The sequence below is a fragment of the Mesorhizobium sp. CA5 genome (genome assembly GCF_020165105.1).
In the GTDB taxonomy this organism is placed as follows: domain Bacteria; phylum Pseudomonadota; class Alphaproteobacteria; order Rhizobiales; family Rhizobiaceae; genus Mesorhizobium.
Genome location: NZ_JAIUHJ010000002.1, coordinates 50,976 through 70,254 on the forward strand (window position 1 = coordinate 50,976; position 19,279 = coordinate 70,254).

A 19,279-nucleotide genomic window follows, 5' to 3' on the forward strand; every position below is an offset into this window, starting at 1 on the left:
GTTCGTGAGGCCCCCGGGTCAGACGGCCCAACGGAAGTCCAAACGGGACTCCATTTTTCCGAGTGGTAAGCGCCTCATATCGAACTTCTTGACCGCGTCGCTTTCGCTAGAAGCGGACAATCAAAGCGTAGAATCGGCAGCTGGATGGGCCAGCACAAGCGGTCTATGAAAAAGACCAGCACGCCGTAGATAGACGACAAGCTAACTTTCACCAGCCGCGCCTGTGCCCTGTTGCTAGAAGTTCAAATTTGACCTTTCATGATCATGATTTGTCTAGAGTCTTTCCCATAGATTTTATAGCGTCTGCGCTATGAGTTTCGGCAGTTGTGAATCGCCGCCGGCTTACTATGCCGACGATAGGAGAACGCAATGACCCGCACTCACGTTAAACGTCTTGGAGAGTTCAGGGAAATCCTGGTCGCGACTCGACGCGAAGGCGTCCGTAATGTGCACCATACGCGCGACGCAATGCGGGCAAGTGGCTTTCAGATCGGGGATAGCGAAGGCTCCAGCTATGGTGCTCAGCTGAAAGCGCTCCAAGAAGAAATTGAGGCAGTTGATCGCGCCATCGAAGACGAGAAGCGGCTGGCCTTGGCTCTCGAAGGACGAACTCAATCCCGCCGCCCGACCAAGCCAAGGATCGTGAAGGCAACATAGAGTTAGCGCAATCGTTGGAGCTGGTTCGCGGCCCAACTCGGCTACTCTAAAAATTATGCTGATGTTTGCCCCTCGACCAGGCTTTACACCGTCAGCGAGTATTCCGCATCGTTGCTGAGATCTCGCCATAGGGCGTGAGCCCGCACCGGCCCACCGACATAGCCTTGGCGCACGCCTTGCTACCCCAGCCGAACGCCTGCACATCCTCCTCGGCGACGCCGCCGTCGACCATTAGCTGCTTGAGCCCAGCTGGCGTCCAGCGGTAGTAGTCATGCTGGCGCGCATGCACGTAGAACGGGAAGGGTGTGGCCACCAGCGTCCAGCCGCGGCTTGCTCATGACGTGGATGTTCGCTTCGGCCGCTTGCGGGCCCTGCACATGTTCCAGCGCGCTGACGGTCGGTTCGGCAAAAGGGCCGAGAGCCATGACCGTGAGCCTTGCGGACAAGTCGCGGCTTATCGAAAATCCGCGGCATGCGCCCGTTCTGATCAATCTGGCAAAGGCGTGCACGATGGCGAAGCCCGCGCCGACAGCAACCCCGTAATGGAGGCTTACCATGGCGCGGGCTCTCCGCTTCTGAACCCGGGATACCTGAAACTGTCAGTTCAGCGTCGGTTCGCCCATCGTCTCGGCAAGAAAGGACGCGGCGATCAAATCGTCCGCGTCGATGCGTAAGGAGCCTTCGCCGCGCCCCATGATGGCCGCTACCTTCTGGAAGGTCTTGATCTCATGCTCGGTGATCCTGGCGTCCCGCATCCTGGTTCTCAGATCGGCGACACGCATCCCGAGCGACCGGGATGTTCCGATTTCTCTATTCGACATTGGTCAGTCCTCCTCCCCCCGCTCGTGTCTGTTTCGCCGCCGCCCGAATTCGCAGCCTGCCCACAGTGAGGAGCATCAGCATGCAAGCTCGTGAGAATCTTCTGATATTATGAATTAATGATGAATTCGCGCGACTGTAGTTCAGCCCTGGATCGACCATCGTGATCACCGCGCCGCGCTCGGAGTATTCGAACGTGTCCAGAATCTTGTGAATGACGAAATCAGCTACATTGGCGCCGAGCCGGCGTGATCTTCCCTCCATCCCGAAATCAGCGCGTGTGCCTATTAAGTCTCCGACAACTGCACGACCGTTAAACATGTAGCGACTTGTATTAGCGTCCAGAATTATTAACGCTCCGCAGCATCGGTTGCGTCCTTGGAGCGGGCAGCCTCTCGGCAGAAGCCAGGCCGGGAACCGGATCTTTGACTGGCTGCTTTCCAAATGGGGTCTGGTCAGATCGCGGTGTCGTGCAAGCGAGCGGCAAACGACTAGAAAATAGCGGCGTCATCGAGTTGCCGGATTTGTCGGCCCAGCACCGGCGAACGCCTTCCAGCATCAACCCTTGCGGCTACTGGCCAGGTGAATTGCCCAGCGCGTTGGAACCTCTTGCGAAACCGGGTGTTAAGCTGCGTTCAGGGGAATTCAACCTTTCATGGAACGACGAGTCTTGCCCTCCAGCATTTCTGGCGCGAAATCCCTGGCCCATGGCGAGCAGGTCGAAGGGCCCCGTGCGGTCCTGCTCCTCGGCAACGAGATGGAAGATTTCTTCGAGAATGCAGCCGTGGCTCTCCACCTGGTGGCCAATGACGGCACCATTTTGCGCGCCAATCGAGCCGAACTGGACTTGCTCGGCTATTCCGCGGAGGAATACGTCGGCCGCAACATCCGGGAATTTCACGCCGATGCCGCCGCAATCGACGACATTTTGAACCGCCTTTCTCGGCATGAGCAGCTTCAACACTATCGCGCGAGGTTGCGCGCCAAAGACGGCTCCATCCGTTGGGTGGAGATAACATCAAATGTTCGTTCGGCTGGTGGTCGGTTCCTCAACACGCGCTGCGTCACCCTCGACGTAACTAACAAGGTCGAAGCGGAAGAGTTGTTGCGCGAACAGGAGCAGAGACTTGCCCTGACCTATCACAGCGCTGGTGTGGGAATCGTGGAAGCTGACGCCGAAGGCCGGCTGCTGCGGGTGAACGGACATTTGTGCCGTCTTTTGGGCTATACGCAGGAGGAGCTTGTCGGCCGATCGATTTTCGATCAGACCTTTCCTTCCGACGTCGAGGCGGATCGCACCAAATATCGCCGACAGGTCGCCGGGGAGATCAAAAGCTACACGATCGAGAAGCGGTTCGTCCGCAAGGACGGGTCGCTTTTCTGGGCTGTCGTAACCTCTTCCAGCGTTTACGACGGCATCGGGCGGTTTCACTACGCAGTACGGGTGCAGCACGATATCACCGAGCGCAAAGAGATCGAGGCGACACTCGCGCAAAGGGCCGAGGAGCAGGCTGCGCTGCATCAATTGACCGAAATGCTGCAGCACGCCCATACCCGCGAAGACGTCTACGAGGCTGCGCTCGATGCGATCCAGCGCGGGCTAAGATGTCAGCGCGCTTCTATTCTGCTTTTGGAAGGCGGAGTGATGAAGTTTGCCGCCCGGCGGGGCTTGTCGGACGCGTATCGAAGCGCCGTGGAGGGCCATTCGCCCTGGTCCGCAGCAGACCACGATCCGCAGCCAATTTGCATGCGCGATGTGGAACACGCCGAGCTCCCGAGCAACTTAAGAGACGCAATCCGAACAGAAGGCATCGGCGCGGTCTGTTTCATTCCGATAATCGAAGGCGGGCGTCTGCTGGGCAAGTTCATGGCCTATTTCGACGAGCTGCACGAATGCTCGGCAGAAGAGATTGAAGTCGCCCGGACAATCGCGCGCCAGCTCGGGTTCGGCATTGAACGTGTCAGAGCACAGAATGCGACCCAGCGACTGGCGGCAATCGTGGAATCCTCCCATGACGCCATCGTAAGCAAGGATCTCAACGGCATCGTCTCGACCTGGAACCGCGGCGCCGAGCGCCTCTTCGGCTATACGGCCGCGGAGATGGTAGGCAAGCCCATCACCACCATCATTCCTAAGGATCGGCAGCACGAGGAGCCGCTGATATTAGGCCGCATCCGCAACGGCGAACTCGTCGATCATTTCGAAACGGTTCGCCGCCGCAAAGACGGAACGCTGATAGATATCTCTCTCACAATATCCCCGGTGCGGGATGCGTCAGGCCGTATCGTCGGAGCTTCCAAAATAGCCCGAGACATAACTGACAAAAGGATAGCGGAAGCGAAGATAGAAGACAGCGAACGCAAGCTTAAAGACCTGCTCGCTGCCATTCCTGCCGCGATCTACACCACCGATCGCGACGGCAAGATCACCTATTTCAACGAAGCGGCGATGCAACTCGCCGGCCGAACGCCCGTGATTGGCACCGACGAATGGTGCGTGACATGGAAGCTCTACTGGCCGGACGGAACGCCGCTTCCCCACGATCAGTGTCCCATGGCCATCTCGCTGCGCGAAGGGCGGCCCGTCCGAGGATATGAAGCGGTGGCCGAGCGGCCGGATGGAACCCGGGTTCCATTCATCCCCTACCCGACCCCGATGCGCGATGCCGCGGGAAACATCACCGGCGCCGTAAATATGCTGGTCGATGTGAGCGAGCGTAAGCAGGCCGAAACCCAGCAACGGATCTTGCTCGACGAGCTCAATCATCGCGTGAAGAACAACATGATGATGCTGAAGTCCCTGCTTTCGGTTGCGGCGAGGACCAGCAAGAGTTCAGAGGCCCGGACCGTTCTGGATGAGGCCAGCAAGCGGGTGGCCGCCATGGCTGCCGCTCAGCGAGTCCTCTATGACACGCCCGACGCCATCAACTTCGGTGCCGGACCTTTCTTGGGAGCTGTTTGCGAGACCGCAAGACAGATGTTCCCCCCGGCTGTTCAGTTGTTCTGCGAGGCAGATCCGATCCAACTGCCAAACGACATTGCGATGCCGCTGGCGCTCACTATCAACGAGCTTTTGATCAATGCCGTGAAGTACGGCTTGCCCGGAAATGGGCCTGGAACCATCCGTGTTTCCATCAGACAGAACGGCCGAGCCATTAGCCTTGTGGTCGAGGATGAGGGCCCGGGCTTCGAACTGAGTTCGGTGCGCTCGTCGTCGTCAGGCCTGCGACTTGTCGAAGGCCTAGTGCGACAGATCGGCGGGACTTTTGAAGTTAGCCGGCACCCGTCCAGATGCACCGTGACCTTTTGTCTGATGCCCCAGGAGATTGGCCTTGCGACCGAAAGCAGCGATACCTGAGTTGAGCCGTGCGGGGGATATTAATCGATCGTTCGGGCCGCAGGTCGTCTTCTCCCGAGATGATGTGAGCGGACGACACGCTGAAACCACTCTGAACCAGTCGATCTTGGTCGTCGAAGACGACTACCTGATCGCGCTGGATATAGAGGCCGGACTGCTGGCCGAAGGCTTCTCGCTAGCGGGCGTCGCGACCAGCGCCGATGAGGCGATAAGTATGGCGCTCTCGACCAAGCCGGTGCTTGCCCTGATGGATATCCGCTTGCTTGGCAAGCGGGACGGCATCGACGCGGCCGTGGAATTGTACCGCGAGCTTGGCATACGATGTATCTTTACGACGGCGCACGGTGATCGCGACTTGAGGCTTCGAGCCGAGGCGGCCAGACCGCTGGGCTGGGTGCAGAAACCCTATTCTATAGCGACGCTAGTCGCAGCCATTCGAGATGCCTTTCAGGAGCTCAAGAAGGAGAGCTGAACGCGCGGGGAGGGCAGTTGGATCCGCCGAGCGCGCCACATCAGTGCTTGATTTTGGGTGCCAAGGTGCTCTGCTCTCTTCGCCTTGAGGCAGGTTCGTCTCGGTCGCGGCCTTGCTTGTACATGATCACGGCTTTTAACGTTTGGGGGCTGTCGCGCCCCATCTTCGGAAGATCTGCAAGGCCGTCCGGATATATCGTGACCCTGCCTTCCTCGACATGCGTGACAGCGCCCATGCGCTCGATCTGGTGGGAGCAGGATATGGAAGGGCCGGCGAACGCTGCGGGATTGCCTCCGCTCCGGATGATTTTCGACACCAACAACAGGTTGATGTACGAGCCGCTGCTGGGGAGATCGAGCCATCGCGCGCCGAATTCGCCGGGCGCATGATCGGGGCCTTTGCACGCGTGGCCGCAATCTGTTGGCTGATGATCACACGGTCCGCAATCGAGCTGTTCTGAAGGGTTCGCGAACCCTGCGCAACCGAAACGCAACGACAACGTCTGGCGACCAACGCTGACTAACGTCTCGCACCCAAGGTGCTCGAAACATCAAGCGAAAAGTGCAGACAGGTGCGGGAGACGATTCCGCCTCTCCGCTCTTGCAGGCTCGTCTACCCGTCAGGACGGTGACGGGTAGACGAAACCGAGCCTCGTCAGGTCGGCAGGTTCAATCAGCCCGAATCTTATTTTTTCTTGCGAGCGGCGGCTTCGGCGCGCACAGGCGCCTCGTTGATATTGGCCGCGCCGCCCATGTCGCCATTCTTGGTTCGTCCGGCCCCCGGGCCGGCGCCAATATCGGCGCCTGTGGTCGGATCGGAGGAGGGATCCGAAAGCGTCCGCTCTCCCATTTTTGTAACCACTTTCATGTCTTTGGCCGCCAGCTTGACTGTTGCTGTCCCATCGCCATCGTCCGCTGGCATGACTTCCTCAAGATCGTCCACGCGGTCCCATTCGTCTCCCGAATTCCATGGCCCATTCGTGTCCCCTTCACCCTGCGACGTGTTGACGTACATACTCGCATATTTCTCAATGCCGGGGAGCTTGCCCGTCGGAAAGTTGTTCTCGATCGCGTAGAGTGCTTTCTCGAAAGATTTTTGATGCGCGATTTCGCGCGTCATGAGGAATCCGAGGGCGTCTTTGACGCCGGGATCTTCGGTGATGTTGATCAGTCGCTCATAGACGATCTTGGCACGCGCCTCGGCGGCAATGTTAGATCGCAGATCGACGGTAGGCTCGCCGCGGGAATCGACATAGGCGGCAGTCCACGGGACTCCGGCCGAGTCGCACAACGCAGGTGCGCCGCCAAATAAGATGGACTCTTTGGCTGTCGTGCCGCTTGCGCCGACCATCAAGTACAGTTCGGCTTCTTTCATCTGCCCTTCGGCCAGCTGCGCCTTCAGGCCTTTGTTGAGCATGGTGACGATCGAGCCGACGACCTCGAGATGGCTGAGCTCCTCGGTCGCTATGTCGAGCAACATGTCCTTTCGGCCAACATCGTCTTCGCCCAGCCCTTGGGTGAAATAGCGCATTGCGGCGGCAAGCTCGCCATCGGCGCCGCCGAACTGCTCCATGATCATGCACGCCAGCCTCGGATTCGGCTCGGAAACGCGAACGGTGTATTGCAGTCGTTTATTGTGCATGAACATGAGGCTTCCTCCAAGGGTTGGGTCTTCCTAACCTCCCGACACTTGGAATGTTCCTGCGTATAGACAGAATGACTTAAATCGTGCGTCTTCTGAATCCGCGGAGCCGCGTTGACGTCGCGTGCTCACCCGGATCCGACTTTGCACGAGAATTCCTGCAAGCTAACCTTATGCAATACTTGAGTGGGAGGACCGAGACGATCAGAGCGCGTTGAGGCGCCGGCGTGTCAGTCGGGCCTGAAGGAGAACTACCACCAGGAGGAACAGTCCTCGGATCACTGATTGCCAGTAGGCTGAAAGCGAGATCCATCCCATCCCGTTCTCGAAATTCAGAACATTGAAAAGGATGCCGAGCAGGAGCACGCCGGCGAGCGTGGTCACAACCGAACCCGAGCCGCCGGTGAGCAGCGTCCCGCCGACCACAACGGCTGCGATGGCGAACAATTCCCACCCCACTCCTTCAATGGGCTGTCCCGCCCCAAACTGCGATGCCAGGATAACGCCGGCGAGCCCTGCGAGTCCCCCGCTCGCGACATAGACCAAAAACTTCACACGATCGGTCCGCAGGCCCATGAGACGCGAAGCATCCTCGCCGCCGCCGATTGCCAGCACCGCCCGTCCGGTGCCGGTGTAATTCAAGACAAGGGAACCAATGAGATATGCCACGACGGCGATCGCCGCCGGGATCGGAAACGTCCAGAAATTGCCTTGGCCGATGGCAGTGAAGCCCGATTCATAGGAGACCGAAACGGTCTGGTTGCCCGCAAGCAGGAGGGCCGAGCCACTGGCGGCCTGCATCGTGGCGAGAGTGGCTATGAACGGCATCAGATTGGCGCGTGTGACAAGGGTCGCATTGATGAACCCGGCGGCCAGCCCAGCGCCTATACCCGCCGCGAGACCAGGAACGATTCCATAAGGACTTGCCAACGCCGAAGCCACGCTGCCCAAGGCAGCGACGGAGCCCACGGAAAGATCGATTCCCCCTGTCATGATGACGAAGCACATACCAAGCGCCACCAGCGCGAACATGGAATTGTAACGCAGGAGAGTCATGACATTGTAGAAGCTGAGGAACCGATCATAACGCAGGAAACCGAACAGAATGAGCGCAGCCAGGGCGATCAATACGCCGTAGGTGCCAATAATGCGGACGAGGCGAGCGCGATTCATAAGGCTACCCGCGATGCTGCTGCTGCAGCCACACGGCGAGCGCGATGATCCCTGCCTTGACCACCAGGGCAGCGGCGTCAGGCACCCCGTTCGCCAGAAGGGTGTAGCGCACCAGTTGAATGGTAAGCGCCCCCAGCAGGCTACCGATGATGGTGGCCTTGCCGCCGCTGAGCAGAGTGCCGCCCACGGCAACCGCCGCGATGGCATCGAGTTCCATACCAAGGCCAACCAGGTTGGCGTCGCTGGACGAGTTGATTGCAATCACGATAAGCCCGGCCAGCCCGGCGCAAAGACCGCTAATGCCATAGACCGCAATCTTTACCTTGGAGACAGCAATCCCAGCGAGTTCGGAAGCCTTTTCATTACCGCCGACCGCCAATATGCGTCGCCCGAACAGCGTTTTTTTCAACGCCCATGCAGCTGCCGCGACAATGACAGCCATGATGATGACTTGCGCCGGGATGTCCAATGGTCGAGCAAGGCCGATCCATTGAAACTCAGGTACGCGGAAGGTTTGCAGGTTCCCGTTCGTCATCACCTGAGCGATGCCGCGGCCCGCGATGAACAGAACCAGTGTCGCGACAATCGGCTGGATGCGGAAGCGGGCGACCAACCAGCCATTGAAGAGCCCCAACAGCCCGGCCACCAGTACTGAGACGATCATTGCGGCAGCCACGGCCAGGTAGATGCTTCCGATCGGAAGGATCTTGCCCATGAAGATCATCGGTGCCAGCGCACCCGAAATCGCCATCAGAGATCCGACGGAGAGATCGATGCCGCCCGTGGCTATGACCAGCGTCATCCCGACGGCTACGATGACGATCGTGCAGACCTGGGTGAGGTTGACGTTCAGCGTCTGCATTGTCGCGAAATTGCGTGTGAAGGCGAGGTTGAACGCAACCAGCAAGACAAGTGCGATCAAGGTACCGTAGCGTGACAGAAAGCCGAAGAGGTCGAAGCTCCGCGCGACGGCATCCCGCTCCGCATATGACCTCGGCAGCTCGGTCATGTCGTGGCCCCCGAGGAAGCGCTTGTCCCGTGCGCCATCGCGGTCAGCACTTTTTCTTCGTTAGCGGCTTCAGCTTCCAACTCGGTCACGCTGACGCCATCGCGCAGAACGAATATGCGATCCGCACCTTCGATCACTTCCTCCAGCTCTGACGAGATCATGAGCACGCCGAGGCCCTGATCTGCAAGTCTCCGGATCAGACGCTGGATCTCGCCCTTGGCACCCACATCGATTCCCCTTGTCGGCTCGTCGAGTATGAGCAGCTTCGGATTCATCGCCAGCCAGCGGGCAAGCAGCACTTTCTGCTGGTTCCCACCCGAAAGCTCCCGCACCTTCTGATTGGGTCCGGAGCATTTAATGCCGAGCTCGCGGATGAACCGCTCGACGATTTCGCGCTGGCGCGAGTCGTCCAGCACGCCGTTGCGGCTGATTTTCGGAAGCAAGGCAAGAGTGAGGTTTTCTGCCACCGTCATCTCCGGCACGATACCTTCGCCCTTGCGGTCCTCGGTGCAGAAGCCCATGCCGGCGGCGATCGCGTCGGCGGGACGGTCGGGGTGGTACGCGGCACCCTCCATCGTCATCTGGCCGGCGCTTGGGCGATCGGCACCGAACACGAGCCTTGCAGTTTCGGTGCGACCCGCGCCGAGGAGGCCCGCAAACCCCGCGATCTCGCCGCGCCGGAGATCGAAGTTCACATTGCGGACAGCCTGCCCGGCCCCAAGCCCTCGGGCCGAAAACATCACATCCCCTATTCTAGAGCGGTCGCGCTCGCCGAAGGCTGTGGCGTGACCCTCGACAGCCGCGACATCGCGGCCAAGCATAGCTGCAACAAGTTCCAGCTTGCCGATCTCTTTCATCGCGGCGCTGCGCACGGTGCGGCCGTCACGCATGATCGTGACCTGGTCGCAGATCTCATACAACTCGTCGAGCTTGTGGCTTACAAAAAGGACGGACACCCCTTCAGCCTTCAACTGATGAATGACGCTGAACAGCACTCCAACTTCGCGTTCGTCGAGGGACGAGGTCGGTTCGTCCATAATGACAAGGCGAGCGGAGAACCCTATAGCCCGGGCGATCGCCACCATCTGCTGTGTTGCAGTGTTGAACTCGCCAAGCGGACGGCGAACATCGATGCCAATTGCGAAGCGGCTCAGCAGGCGCTCGGCTTCCGCGTGCATGGCATTCCAGTCGAGCAGGCCGTAACGGCGCTGTTCCCGACCCAGGCAAATGTTCTCCGTCACTGACCGTAGCGGGACCAGATTGATCTCCTGATAGATCGTGCTGATGCCGTTGACTTGTGCCTGGTGGGGCGAGTGGACCTCAAAGGGCTCGCCTTCGAACAGCACTTGCCCGGCATCCTTACGGTAGTATCCGGTCAAGACCTTGATCAGCGTCGATTTGCCGGCGCCGTTCTGGCCTATCAGGGCATGGACCTCGCCTGAGCGCACGCAAAGCGACGCGTCCGCCAGCGCCGGTATGCCGGCGAAACGCTTTTGGATGTCGCGCATGTCGAGAAGCAGCGGGGAAGGTCCGTCGGGCGGCCGCGTCATCGGCAAAGCTCCGAAAAAGCCTCCCCGCCGAGGCGGGGAGGCGCCATAAGCTAGACAGCTTCAGAACGCCGTACTGATCTTGTCCTTTGCGTTCGTGCCGTCGTAGAAGTCGTCGTCGTTCTTGATGAAGGGCGGGATTTGCTTTCCGGCGGCATAGTCGGCCATCGTGGCGAAAGCCTTCGGTCCGAAAAGCGGGCTGCAGCCGCAGATGGCGCCGATCTTGCCGTCGACGATTGCTTGCACGCCGTCCTTTTCGCCGTCTATCGAGACGATCAGCACATCTTTTCCGGGCGTCTTGCCGGCGGCCTCGAGAGCTGCGATCGCGCCGAGCGCCATCTCGTCATTATGGGCATAGATGATATCGGCTTCGGGATGCGCCTGCAGCAACGTCTCGGCCACCTGGCGGCCCTTGTCGCGAGCGAAGTCGCCCGACTGTGAGGCGACGATCTTGAATTCCGAATGCTTGGCGATGATGTCGTCAAATCCCTTCTTGCGGTCGTTGGCTGGCGAGGAACCAGTGGTGCCTTCCAGCTCGATGATCTTCGATTTTCCATTGGCGTTCTTCACCACCCATTCGGCGATGCGGTTACCCTCATTGATGAAGTCGGAACCGATGAAGGTGACGTAATCCTGTCCAGGCTTGGCCATGGTGTGATCCACGTCGCGGTCAATGAGAAAGACCGGGATGCCGGCATCACGCGCGGCCAGGATGACCGGCACCAACGGCTTGTCCTCGCGGGGAGGCAGGAAAATCGCGTCGACGCCCTGCGCGATCATGGAGTTTACGTCGGAGGCCTGCTTGGCCGAGGATCCGGCGGCATCAGTATAAACGAGCTGATGGCCGAGCTTTGCAGCCTCATCCTGCATGCTTTTGGTTTCCGCTAGCCGCCATGGATTGTTGCTCTCGGTCTGGGCGAAGCCAACCTTATACTTGTCTTTCTTGGCAAGTGGCGGGAGCGCGGCGAAGGCGCGTGGAGCGAGGGTAAGAGCGGCCACGCCGACGGCGGAGCCTACCAACAATTTCCGACGGGTAATGATCATGCTTTCCTCCTTGGTTGTCGCGTTTTGACGCCGTTGAATATTCCTCGCCTATGGCGGGCTAGGTCAGCTCGCTTGCAGACTCCGCTCTCGATTGAGTCACTGCGCCCGCTTCCAAAATGAAATCGGCGCAGCGGTCGCCCAGCATCATGGCGGGTGCAGCCGTGTTGCCGGCGTTGATGTTAGGGCACACCGACATGTCGGCAACGCGCAGGTTCTCTATTCCGCGCACCCGCATGGCCGCGTCCAGAACGGCCATTCGATCGCTGTCCGGGCCCATGCGGCAGGTGCCGGCCGGATGGTAATTCGTTTTGACGAAGCGCTTGCAGTGCCTTTCGAGCGCCGCGTCGCTGAGGTCGTCTTCCCGGGGGACGGCTACAGCCTTGACGCGGTCCGCCAGTGGCTTCGCGTGGAATGCCTTCAGGAAATAGCGCTGGCCGGCAATCATCTGCTTCATGTCGTCTTGATGTTTGAGCAGGTGCGGAGAGACGACCGGCATGTCGTTCGGATCTGCCGAACGCAGCTTCACGAAGCCACGGGACTTCGGCTTGACGACCACGGTCGTCACAGTGAGGCCGTAGGTATTCTCGACCAGGGTCAGGATATCGCGGTCCAGGTACACATGGGGCACGCAAAAAGCCTGGATCGTCGGTTCGCCATCCGGGTCGGTCGGATTGACAAAAGCCCCGGCCTCGACTCCCGCGGACAGGATCGTACCGGCGCCGAAAAGCTTGAAGTGCAGGCCGTTCTTGATCATCCGCCAACCCTGGCCCTGCTTAAAGTAGCCATACGGGCCGTTTGCTGTGGCAATGATGGGCACTTCCGGATGGTCGATCAGGTTCTGGCCGACGCCTGGAAGGTCGACGACGCAGGCAATGTCATGTCTGGAAAGTTCCTCGGCCGGGCCAATACCTGACAGCATAAGGAGTTGCGGCGATACCAGCGCGCCCGACGAGACGATCACGTCGCCGTCCGCATGGGCCTCGTGCTCGGTTCCCGATTGGTCAGTGTAGATTACACCCTTTGCGCGCTCGTTCTGGATCAGCAACTGCCTCGCGGCAGAATTCAGCCTCAGCGTCAGCCTGGGATCCTTAGCCAATGGCTCGATAAACGCATAGGCAGCGCTGCTACGCTTCCCGCGCCGGTTCATGAACTGATAGAAGCCCACTCCGCGTTGCGACGGCCCGTTGAAGTCATGATTGTAGGGCAGTCCGAGCCGTTGGACCGCCTGTACAAACCAACGCGAAACGTCGTCAATGTGACCGGGGTCGGAGACAAGCAACGGTCCTTCGCTGCCATGCAACTCGCCGCCGAGGCGGTTGTTGCCTTCCATGCCCGTGAAGTGGGGCAGCACCGCCTGCCAGTTCCAGCGGATGCCGGCATTGTTGCCGCGCAGCAACTCATCCCATTCGTCATAGTCCGAGGCACGGCCGCGCATATAGACCTGGGCGTTGACCGAGGTGCCGCCGCCCAGCACGTTACCTTGCGAGATTTCGTGTTGACGTCCATCCAGATGCTGCTGCGGCTCGGTGCGGTAATAGCGCATGAACTTCGAGCCATTGATCATCTTGAAGATCCCCGGCGGCATATCGAGCAGCGGGTGGTGATGCGAATGCCCAGCTTCGAGAAGCAGGACCCGCCGTCCTGCCCTCACCAGCCGCGCCGCAACCACGCAACCCGCTGCTCCGCCGCCCACCACGATATGATCGTAAGTCTGCGTCATTCTCGCCGGTCCTCCCTCCGGCCCTCACGACATTTCAAATGTGCCACGGACATACTCCCAAGCCGCGGAAAGATGATTGAGCAGCGCCCGCTCGGCGCCATCCGGATCTCGCTCGATGATCGCCATGCAGATTTCGCGGTGGCTCAGGAAATTGATGCGGTTGCGCTCGGGCGATCGGGGCATGCGCATCCAATGCGGCGACAGCCACGCGGTGAAGGCCTTGTGCACTGCGGGCATCACCGGGTTGCGCGTAATCTGGTAGAGCACGGCGTGAAATCCTACGTCGGTGGCATAGAATTTTTCCGAATCCGGTATCGCCGCCTCGTTCATCTCGAGCGCTGATCTGAGCGTGGCCACGTCGTCCTTGCGCGCATGGATGGCGGCGTTGCGCGCAAGAGCGGCTTCAAGAAAGACCCGGGTATCGTAGAGGTTTTTCACTCCCGCCTGAGCGCTTAGCAGGTGGCCGACAACACCTTCCAAAGCGCCGAGCGCCGCGTCCAGCCCCGGCCGGCGGACCACTGGGCGAAAGCGTGGACGCGCTTCGATAAGACCGCGGCTTGCCAGGCGAGCGACCGCTTCACGCACCACGCCGCGGCCAACCCCGTACTCGGCCATCAACTCGCGCTCGGCCGGCAGGAAGCTGCCGTCGCCGAGCTTGCCGGAGGCGATATCCGCTTCGATTCCGATCACCATGGCGTCTGCCGCGCGAGCAGCTCCGCTCGTGGCCCGCGTTCCAAGATGCTGTGGTGTACTTAGCAAGCCATCCTCCACTTGAGGCAATCATTAATGCTCAGATCGGACCAAAGCACAAGGTCTGGTGAGCTATCATCGGACCGAAATCGCGGTAAATCGCCCGATCCGGTTGCGATTAGCCCGATTGAGTGCCATTATGGTATGACGAAATTGGGTCAGGCGGCGAGAGCTTCGCAATGGGCGATACAGAAATCACGGACGTTGAGGTTCGGCTTTTCCGGGTGCCGCTGCGTGAAGTAATGACCGACGCCAAGCATGGCGCTCACACGCATCTTGAGCTGGTGACAGCGACCCTGAGGCTGGCGGACGGCAGCGAAGGGACTGGATACACCTACACTGGCGGTAAAGGTGGGCATGCGATCGGAGCCATGATCGTGCACGATCTGGCGCCGTTCCTGAAAGGACGGGACGCGACCGACATCGAGGCGCTCTATGATGGGATGCTATGGCACATCCATTATGTTGGACGCGGCGGCATCGCGTCCTTTGCGATTTCTGCGCTCGACATAGCGCTCTGGGATCTGCAGGGCCGGCGCATCGGCCGGCCACTCTGGGAAATGGCAGGCAGGGCCGGCAAGACAGCCAAGGCATATCGCGGCGGCATCGACCTGAACTTCTCCCTCGATCAGTTGCTGGCGAGCATCGACTCCTATCTCGCCGCCGGGTTCAATGCTGTGAAGATCAAGGTCGGCAAAGACGACCTCGCGGAGGATGTCGCCCGAGTTAAGGCGATCCGCGAGCGCATCGGGCCGCACACCCCGTTCATGGTGGACGCCAATTACGCGCTCGACATTCATCGGGCGATCGAAGCGGCGAAAGCATTCGCGCCTTACGAGCTGCTCTGGTTCGAGGAGCCCATCATACCTGACGATTACCGGGGCTACGCAGCCATTGCCGAGGCAACGGGCATGCCGCTGGCCATGGGCGAGAACCTGCATGTGATCGAGGAGTTCGAGCATGCCTTCGCGTGGTCGAAGCTATCCTACATCCAACCAGACGCGTCGAACTGTGGCGGCATCACAGGCTGGTTGCGGGTCGCCGAGCTTGCGCGCAAGGCTGGAATTCCGGTGTGCAGCCACGGCATGCAGGAACTACATGTCAGTTTGGTTGCAGGCCAATCAAACGCTGGTTGGGTGGAGGCGCACAGTTTCGATATCGACCTGTACACCACTCGTCCGCTCAGGCTGCAGGATGGGCTGGCCGTCGCCCCAGACGAGCCAGGCATTGGTGTCAGCTTTGACTGGCGTAAGCTGGATGGCTTTGAGGAGAGGGTCTAAGCCAGATCGGTAACGGACCGACCTGGCCGGAAAGAGCCAGCTTGCCGAGCGGACCAGCCACGGTCGCTTCGAAGCGTCGAGAGGCTATCGCGCTGGAAAGGAGCGCGCCGCGAATAAGCAGCACCCGCCGAACGGCGACTGACTGGTCCACGGCGGCCGATCAAGTGATCTCCCGGCAGAAGCGAATGACATATCGCTGATTGGGCTGTCGCAGGCGGAAGCGGAGCACCTGACTTTTTTGCGAGACCTCGTCCCTCAGCCCATTGCGATCACTCAAATTTAAATGCGCTGGCATCCGAAGTGCTCACAATGGCTGAATGCCACGGTACGTTTTCGAAGTTACGAGAAACGGGCAGCGATTTGCCGATGCGTGGGTTGAACTGGACAGCCTGCGCGACATGCGACGAGAAGCGCTTAAGACGCTGCACGACATCGCCGTCGACGAAATGGCTGAGAGCGACGTCGATGAGACCCTGGCGATCTCGGTCCATGATGAAACCGGCAGGGCGATATATTCAGCAACTCTCACGGTCTCACAATCGTTGCCGCTCTTGCACCTGGTTGGCCGGTGAGAAGCGTCATAGGACGTTGCGTCGAAGTGGTCCGCCGCCGAACATTCTTGGGTGGGCCGTCATCGGGGGCCATGATCAGTGCGCGCGTCACGTGGGGTTGTGGCGCCGATCCGCCGGAAAATGAAGCTTTCATTTCCCTCCGGCGCTGCCTGCGCGGCGTCGGTCAGCATCGCCATTCGCTTGTGGATCGGCGACTTGATGCAGGCCGGATCCGTTGCCGCCGCATCGCCGGCGATCGCCATCGCCTGACACCTGCAGCCGCCCCAATCGATCTCACGCCGCTCGCAGCTTCGGCACGGCTCCTGCATCCAGTCGGTGCCGCGGAAGGCGCTGAATGCCGGTGAGTCGGCCCAGATTTCGGCGAGCCTGCGGTCTCCGAAGCGCTCGAAGCGCAGCGAGGGAATGGTCTGGGCGGCATGGCACGGCAACACGGTGCCGTCGGGCGCGACCATGAAGGCGTCGCGCGCCCAGCCCCCCATGCATGGCTTGGGATACACGGCAAAATAGTCCGGCGTGACAAAATCGATGTTCATGATTCCGGCGAGCCTTTCGCGTGCCGCCGTGACGATGTCCGCCTGCCGCTTGACCGCCGCCAGGTCGGGCACCAGCCTGTCGCGGTTGGCGAGCGCCCAACCGGCATATTGGACGTTCGCGATCTCCAGCCGCTCCGCATCCAAGGAGAGGGCGAGGTCGATGAATTCCGGCACTTCCTCGATGTTGTGGCGATGGATCGGCGCATTGATGGTGAGGGGCAGCCCGGCCGCGCGGGCGCGGCGAGCCGTTTCCAGCTTCTTCTCGTGACTGCCCCGGTGGTTGCCGATACGGTCGGTGGTTGCCGGACGGGCGCCCTGGAAGCTCAGTTGCAGGTGGTCGAGACCGGCTTCGGCAAAGGCCTCGATGCGGCCCTCGGCAATGCCGACGCCGGCGGTGATGAGGTTGGTGTAGACGCCGCGCGCCGAAAGCCCGGCGATCAATTGCTCGAGGTCGCGACGCAGCGTCGGCTCGCCGCCGGAAAGATGCACCTGCAGGACACCGAGATCGGCGGCCTGCGAGAACAGATCGAGCCAGTTCTGCGTGTCGAGCTCGTGGTTGGCCTTCAGCAGCTCGAGCGGATTGGAGCAATAAGGGCACTGCAGCGGGCAGCGATGCGTCAGTTCCGCCAGCATGCCGATAGGGGGCAGGAGGGGCGCGTTCATAGCTTCACCAAAAGCTTGTCCGACCATTCCTGCAGGAAGGCGATGACGTCGGCCGCCACGTCCTCCGGATCCGCGTCATAGTCGGCCGCAAGATCGGCAATGATGCGCTCGACCGTGGACCGGCCGTCGCAGCGGCGCAGTATGTCGATACTGATCTCGTTCGGCCAGAATACCTTCTCCGGCGAAAGCACGGCGAAGGCCTGCCGCGCGGGATCATACTGGATGCGCACATGCCTGGGCAGTGATGGCGCCGACTGCAACGACACGATGGCTCTTTCCCGTATTGCCGTCATCACGCCGCCTCCGGGCGGAAGGCGCCGGGCGGTATGTTTCCCGGCGCGCCGTAAGCATGCTGGAGCGCATCGAGCATGGCCCAGAGTATGTCGCATTTGAACACCAGCGCATCGATCGCCTGCTGCTGGCGTTCGGCCGTGTCGGCATGGGCCAGCACATAGGCGAGGGCGAAGTCGGCGTCGCGCGATGCCTGTTCGGGCCGCCGGCTGAAATAGGCCAGCGTATCCTCGGTGATGTAGTTGTATCGGGCCAGCATCGCCGGCACCCGCTCGCCGATAATGGTCGGCGAGAACATCTCGGTCAGCGACGATGCGACCGCCTCCAGCAGCGTCCGGTTCGTGCAGAAGGAAAGATAGGCGCCGATGGCGAAGCGGGTCGCCGGCAGCGCCAGCCTTTGGCTCTTGACCGCTTCGGCATCGAGCCCGAGCGAGGTCGCCAGGTGAAGCCAGCGCGCGATGCCGCCGCTCCGGCCGTCCTGGCCGTCATGGTCCTCGATGCGCTTGCGCCAGGCGGCACGGAACTCCGGATCCTCGGCATGCGCCAGGATCATGGCGTCCTTGCGCGGAATGACGGCCTGGTAGCAATAGCGGTTCAGCGCCCAGGCCTGCATCTCTGCCTTCGACAGGGCGCCCCCGGTCATTCTGTGATGGAAAGGATGGCGGTTATGATAGCGCTCGTCGCCGACCTGCCGCAGCACGCCCTCGAGCTCGCTCTTGGACAGTCCGCCTCGGGCCGCGTCGTGGAAATCGCTCACAATTCAAGCTCCATGCCATCGCTGGCGATCTCCCAGCCAGCCGCCTTGACCGCCGCGTGTTCGGCGGAATTCTCGTCCAGAACAGGATTGGTGTTGTTGATGTGGATGAAGATACGGCGACTGATCTTCACATCGGTCAGGCCGGCGATCGAACCCGCTTCTCCGGACATTGGAACGTGCCCCATCCGCGCGCCGGTTTTCTCACCGACGCCGGCGGTGATCATCTCGTCGTCCGTATAGACGGTGCCGTCGAACAGAAGGCAGGCAGCACCGGCCAGGCGCGCGCGCAGCGCGGCATCGATACGCGCGCAGCCCGGAACGTAGAAAACCGCGGCACGATCGCCGGTCTCGCTGATGCGGACGCCGATCGTGTCGCCGGTGTCCGAGCTGAAATCGGCGGCGGGATCGCCTCTTTGCTCGAGGTAGAGCGCTACCTTGCCCGGCACCGGAAAGCTGCCGACGATCACGCCGGTCGGGTGGCCGTCCGCGCCGCAGATTGCCATTTCCTTCGTTGGTGCCAGCAGGCGCCGAGGCACGACCGCCGGATCGAGAACATTGAAGATAGAATTCGCCTCCAGCGTCGCCAGCACCTGTGCCGTCGCATACATCGCGAAAGGCTGTCGCTCACGCAGGCTCAGCAGGCCGGCGACATGGTCCACGTCGGCATTGGTCAGCACCACCGCGCGGATAGGCGTCGAGCGCAGCGGTGCGTCGGCCGCGGGCTGAAGCTCGGGCGCTTGCGCAATCTGCTGGCGGATATCGGGCGACGCGTTGAAGAGGACCCAACCTGTCCCGTCCGCCGATACGGCGATGGAGGATTGGGTTCGCGAACGCAGGCCGGGCATGCCCGTCCGAGCCGCGCGGCTCAGGCGGAAATTGCAATTCCACTGCGGAAAGCCGCCTCCCGCCGCCGATCCGACGATCTTCACGCGCATGGCAATGCATGCCCAGCGGGCCAACTGACCGGCGCCACTTTTACGGCTGCGGTCGATT

19 protein-coding genes are annotated in these 19,279 nt (G+C 60.9%); 5 read left to right on the forward strand and 14 right to left on the reverse strand.

Annotated elements, in window-relative coordinates:
• Positions 1 to 369: 369 nt before the first annotated feature.
• The gene (locus LB529_RS03190) at positions 370 to 657 is read left to right on the forward strand and encodes a hypothetical protein (RefSeq protein ID WP_224710154.1); all 288 of its coding nucleotides are present in this window, start codon (positions 370 to 372) and stop codon (positions 655 to 657) included.
• 91 nt (positions 658 to 748) lie between these two features.
• Here the strand turns inward: LB529_RS03190 and LB529_RS03195 are convergent, their stop codons facing one another.
• Both LB529_RS03195 and LB529_RS03200 read right to left on the reverse strand, forming a co-directional pair.
• Positions 749 to 970 (reverse strand): hypothetical protein, encoded by a 222-nt coding sequence (locus LB529_RS03195; RefSeq protein ID WP_176477092.1) that lies wholly within the window; start codon positions 968 to 970, stop codon positions 749 to 751.
• Between the two features lie 286 nt (positions 971 to 1,256).
• Complete coding sequence (locus LB529_RS03200; protein ID WP_095768511.1) at positions 1,257 to 1,478, reverse strand: hypothetical protein; 222 nt, start codon at positions 1,476 to 1,478, stop codon at positions 1,257 to 1,259.
• A 653-nt stretch (positions 1,479 to 2,131) separates the two neighbouring features.
• Between LB529_RS03200 and LB529_RS03205 the strand changes: the two genes are divergently transcribed.
• Together LB529_RS03205 and LB529_RS03210 are read left to right on the forward strand one after the other, a co-directional pair.
• Positions 2,132 to 4,834: a PAS domain S-box protein gene (locus LB529_RS03205; RefSeq protein ID WP_224710155.1), complete on the forward strand. Its 2,703-nt coding sequence runs from the start codon at positions 2,132 to 2,134 to the stop codon at positions 4,832 to 4,834.
• Positions 4,809 to 5,306 (forward strand): response regulator, encoded by a 498-nt coding sequence (locus tag LB529_RS03210; RefSeq protein ID WP_224710156.1) that lies wholly within the window; start codon positions 4,809 to 4,811, stop codon positions 5,304 to 5,306. Before LB529_RS03205 ends, LB529_RS03210 begins: the two co-directional genes overlap by 26 nt.
• A gap of 40 nt (positions 5,307 to 5,346) precedes the next feature.
• Here LB529_RS03210 and LB529_RS03215 read toward each other — a convergent pair whose 3' ends face one another.
• The 8 genes from LB529_RS03215 to LB529_RS03250 all read right to left on the reverse strand — a co-directional run bounded on the left by LB529_RS03215 (position 5,347) and on the right by LB529_RS03250 (position 14,133).
• A complete protein-coding gene (locus LB529_RS03215) occupies positions 5,347 to 5,805 on the reverse strand; it encodes a hypothetical protein (protein WP_224710157.1) in 459 nt (152 codons plus the stop codon).
• 185 nt (positions 5,806 to 5,990) lie between these two features.
• A complete protein-coding gene (locus LB529_RS03220; protein ID WP_095768513.1) occupies positions 5,991 to 6,953 on the reverse strand; it encodes a manganese catalase family protein in 963 nt (320 codons plus the stop codon).
• Between the two features lie 198 nt (positions 6,954 to 7,151).
• A complete protein-coding gene (locus tag LB529_RS03225) occupies positions 7,152 to 8,120 on the reverse strand; it encodes an ABC transporter permease (protein WP_224710158.1) in 969 nt (322 codons plus the stop codon).
• Positions 8,121 to 8,124: 4 nt separating this feature from the next.
• Positions 8,125 to 9,129 carry an ABC transporter permease gene (locus LB529_RS03230; RefSeq protein WP_224710159.1) on the reverse strand — a complete coding sequence of 335 codons (1,005 nt, stop codon included), beginning with the start codon at positions 9,127 to 9,129 and terminating at the stop codon, positions 8,125 to 8,127.
• Positions 9,126 to 10,679 carry a sugar ABC transporter ATP-binding protein gene (locus LB529_RS03235; RefSeq protein WP_224710160.1) on the reverse strand — a complete coding sequence of 518 codons (1,554 nt, stop codon included), beginning with the start codon at positions 10,677 to 10,679 and terminating at the stop codon, positions 9,126 to 9,128. Before LB529_RS03235 ends, LB529_RS03230 begins: the two co-directional genes overlap by 4 nt.
• 60 nt (positions 10,680 to 10,739) lie before the next feature.
• Positions 10,740 to 11,720: an ABC transporter substrate-binding protein gene (locus tag LB529_RS03240; protein ID WP_095768517.1), complete on the reverse strand. Its 981-nt coding sequence runs from the start codon at positions 11,718 to 11,720 to the stop codon at positions 10,740 to 10,742.
• 58 nt (positions 11,721 to 11,778) lie between these two features.
• Positions 11,779 to 13,440, reverse strand: a complete 1,662-nt coding sequence (locus LB529_RS03245) for a GMC family oxidoreductase (RefSeq protein WP_224523270.1) — start codon at positions 13,438 to 13,440, stop codon at positions 11,779 to 11,781.
• A gap of 24 nt (positions 13,441 to 13,464) precedes the next feature.
• The gene (locus tag LB529_RS03250) at positions 13,465 to 14,133 is read right to left on the reverse strand and encodes an FCD domain-containing protein (RefSeq protein ID WP_224710161.1); all 669 of its coding nucleotides are present in this window, start codon (positions 14,131 to 14,133) and stop codon (positions 13,465 to 13,467) included.
• A 236-nt stretch (positions 14,134 to 14,369) separates the two neighbouring features.
• Between LB529_RS03250 and LB529_RS03255 the strand changes: the two genes are divergently transcribed.
• Both LB529_RS03255 and LB529_RS29195 read left to right on the forward strand, forming a co-directional pair.
• Complete coding sequence (locus tag LB529_RS03255; protein WP_224710162.1) at positions 14,370 to 15,470, forward strand: mandelate racemase/muconate lactonizing enzyme family protein; 1,101 nt, start codon at positions 14,370 to 14,372, stop codon at positions 15,468 to 15,470.
• A gap of 317 nt (positions 15,471 to 15,787) precedes the next feature.
• The gene (locus tag LB529_RS29195; protein WP_095768520.1) at positions 15,788 to 16,042 is read left to right on the forward strand and encodes a DUF6894 family protein; all 255 of its coding nucleotides are present in this window, start codon (positions 15,788 to 15,790) and stop codon (positions 16,040 to 16,042) included.
• Between the two features lie 59 nt (positions 16,043 to 16,101).
• On the opposite strand, the gene pqqE is transcribed toward LB529_RS29195, so the two are convergent.
• The 4 genes from pqqE to pqqB are packed head-to-tail and all read right to left on the reverse strand — an operon-like array spanning position 16,102 to position 19,221.
• The gene (gene pqqE, locus LB529_RS03265) at positions 16,102 to 17,238 is read right to left on the reverse strand and encodes a pyrroloquinoline quinone biosynthesis protein PqqE (RefSeq protein ID WP_224710163.1); all 1,137 of its coding nucleotides are present in this window, start codon (positions 17,236 to 17,238) and stop codon (positions 16,102 to 16,104) included.
• On the reverse strand, positions 17,235 to 17,531 hold the full coding sequence (gene pqqD / locus LB529_RS03270; RefSeq protein ID WP_224710164.1) for a pyrroloquinoline quinone biosynthesis peptide chaperone PqqD: 297 nt from the start codon (positions 17,529 to 17,531) through the stop codon (positions 17,235 to 17,237). The genes pqqE and pqqD overlap by 4 nt, the downstream gene beginning before the upstream one ends.
• On the reverse strand, positions 17,531 to 18,286 hold the full coding sequence (gene pqqC / locus LB529_RS03275; protein ID WP_224710165.1) for a pyrroloquinoline-quinone synthase PqqC: 756 nt from the start codon (positions 18,284 to 18,286) through the stop codon (positions 17,531 to 17,533). Before pqqC ends, pqqD begins: the two co-directional genes overlap by 1 nt.
• Positions 18,283 to 19,221 carry a pyrroloquinoline quinone biosynthesis protein PqqB gene (gene pqqB / locus LB529_RS03280; RefSeq protein WP_224710405.1) on the reverse strand — a complete coding sequence of 313 codons (939 nt, stop codon included), beginning with the start codon at positions 19,219 to 19,221 and terminating at the stop codon, positions 18,283 to 18,285. The genes pqqC and pqqB overlap by 4 nt, the downstream gene beginning before the upstream one ends.
• Positions 19,222 to 19,279: the final 58 nt, after the last annotated feature.

What these genes read in the sequence shown, in the direction of transcription:
- LB529_RS03190 (WP_224710154.1), top strand. Translation starts at nt 370, where the DNA reads ATGACCCGCACTCACGTTAAACGTCTTGGAGAGTTCAGGGAAATCCTG.
- LB529_RS03200 (WP_095768511.1), bottom strand. Translation starts at nt 1,478, where the DNA reads ATGTCGAATAGAGAAATCGGAACATCCCGGTCGCTCGGGATGCGTGTC.
- LB529_RS03205 (WP_224710155.1), top strand. Translation starts at nt 2,132, where the DNA reads ATGGAACGACGAGTCTTGCCCTCCAGCATTTCTGGCGCGAAATCCCTG.
- LB529_RS03220 (WP_095768513.1), bottom strand. Translation starts at nt 6,953, where the DNA reads ATGTTCATGCACAATAAACGACTGCAATACACCGTTCGCGTTTCCGAG.
- LB529_RS03225 (WP_224710158.1), bottom strand. Translation starts at nt 8,120, where the DNA reads ATGAATCGCGCTCGCCTCGTCCGCATTATTGGCACCTACGGCGTATTG.
- LB529_RS03230 (WP_224710159.1), bottom strand. Translation starts at nt 9,129, where the DNA reads ATGACCGAGCTGCCGAGGTCATATGCGGAGCGGGATGCCGTCGCGCGG.
- LB529_RS03235 (WP_224710160.1), bottom strand. Translation starts at nt 10,679, where the DNA reads ATGACGCGGCCGCCCGACGGACCTTCCCCGCTGCTTCTCGACATGCGC.
- LB529_RS03240 (WP_095768517.1), bottom strand. Translation starts at nt 11,720, where the DNA reads ATGATCATTACCCGTCGGAAATTGTTGGTAGGCTCCGCCGTCGGCGTG.
- LB529_RS03245 (WP_224523270.1), bottom strand. Translation starts at nt 13,440, where the DNA reads ATGACGCAGACTTACGATCATATCGTGGTGGGCGGCGGAGCAGCGGGT.
- LB529_RS03250 (WP_224710161.1), bottom strand. Translation starts at nt 14,133, where the DNA reads ATGGTGATCGGAATCGAAGCGGATATCGCCTCCGGCAAGCTCGGCGAC.
- LB529_RS03255 (WP_224710162.1), top strand. Translation starts at nt 14,370, where the DNA reads ATGGGCGATACAGAAATCACGGACGTTGAGGTTCGGCTTTTCCGGGTG.
- LB529_RS29195 (WP_095768520.1), top strand. Translation starts at nt 15,788, where the DNA reads ATGCCACGGTACGTTTTCGAAGTTACGAGAAACGGGCAGCGATTTGCC.
- pqqE (WP_224710163.1), bottom strand. Translation starts at nt 17,238, where the DNA reads ATGAACGCGCCCCTCCTGCCCCCTATCGGCATGCTGGCGGAACTGACG.
- pqqD (WP_224710164.1), bottom strand. Translation starts at nt 17,531, where the DNA reads ATGACGGCAATACGGGAAAGAGCCATCGTGTCGTTGCAGTCGGCGCCA.
- pqqB (WP_224710405.1), bottom strand. Translation starts at nt 19,221, where the DNA reads ATGCGCGTGAAGATCGTCGGATCGGCGGCGGGAGGCGGCTTTCCGCAG.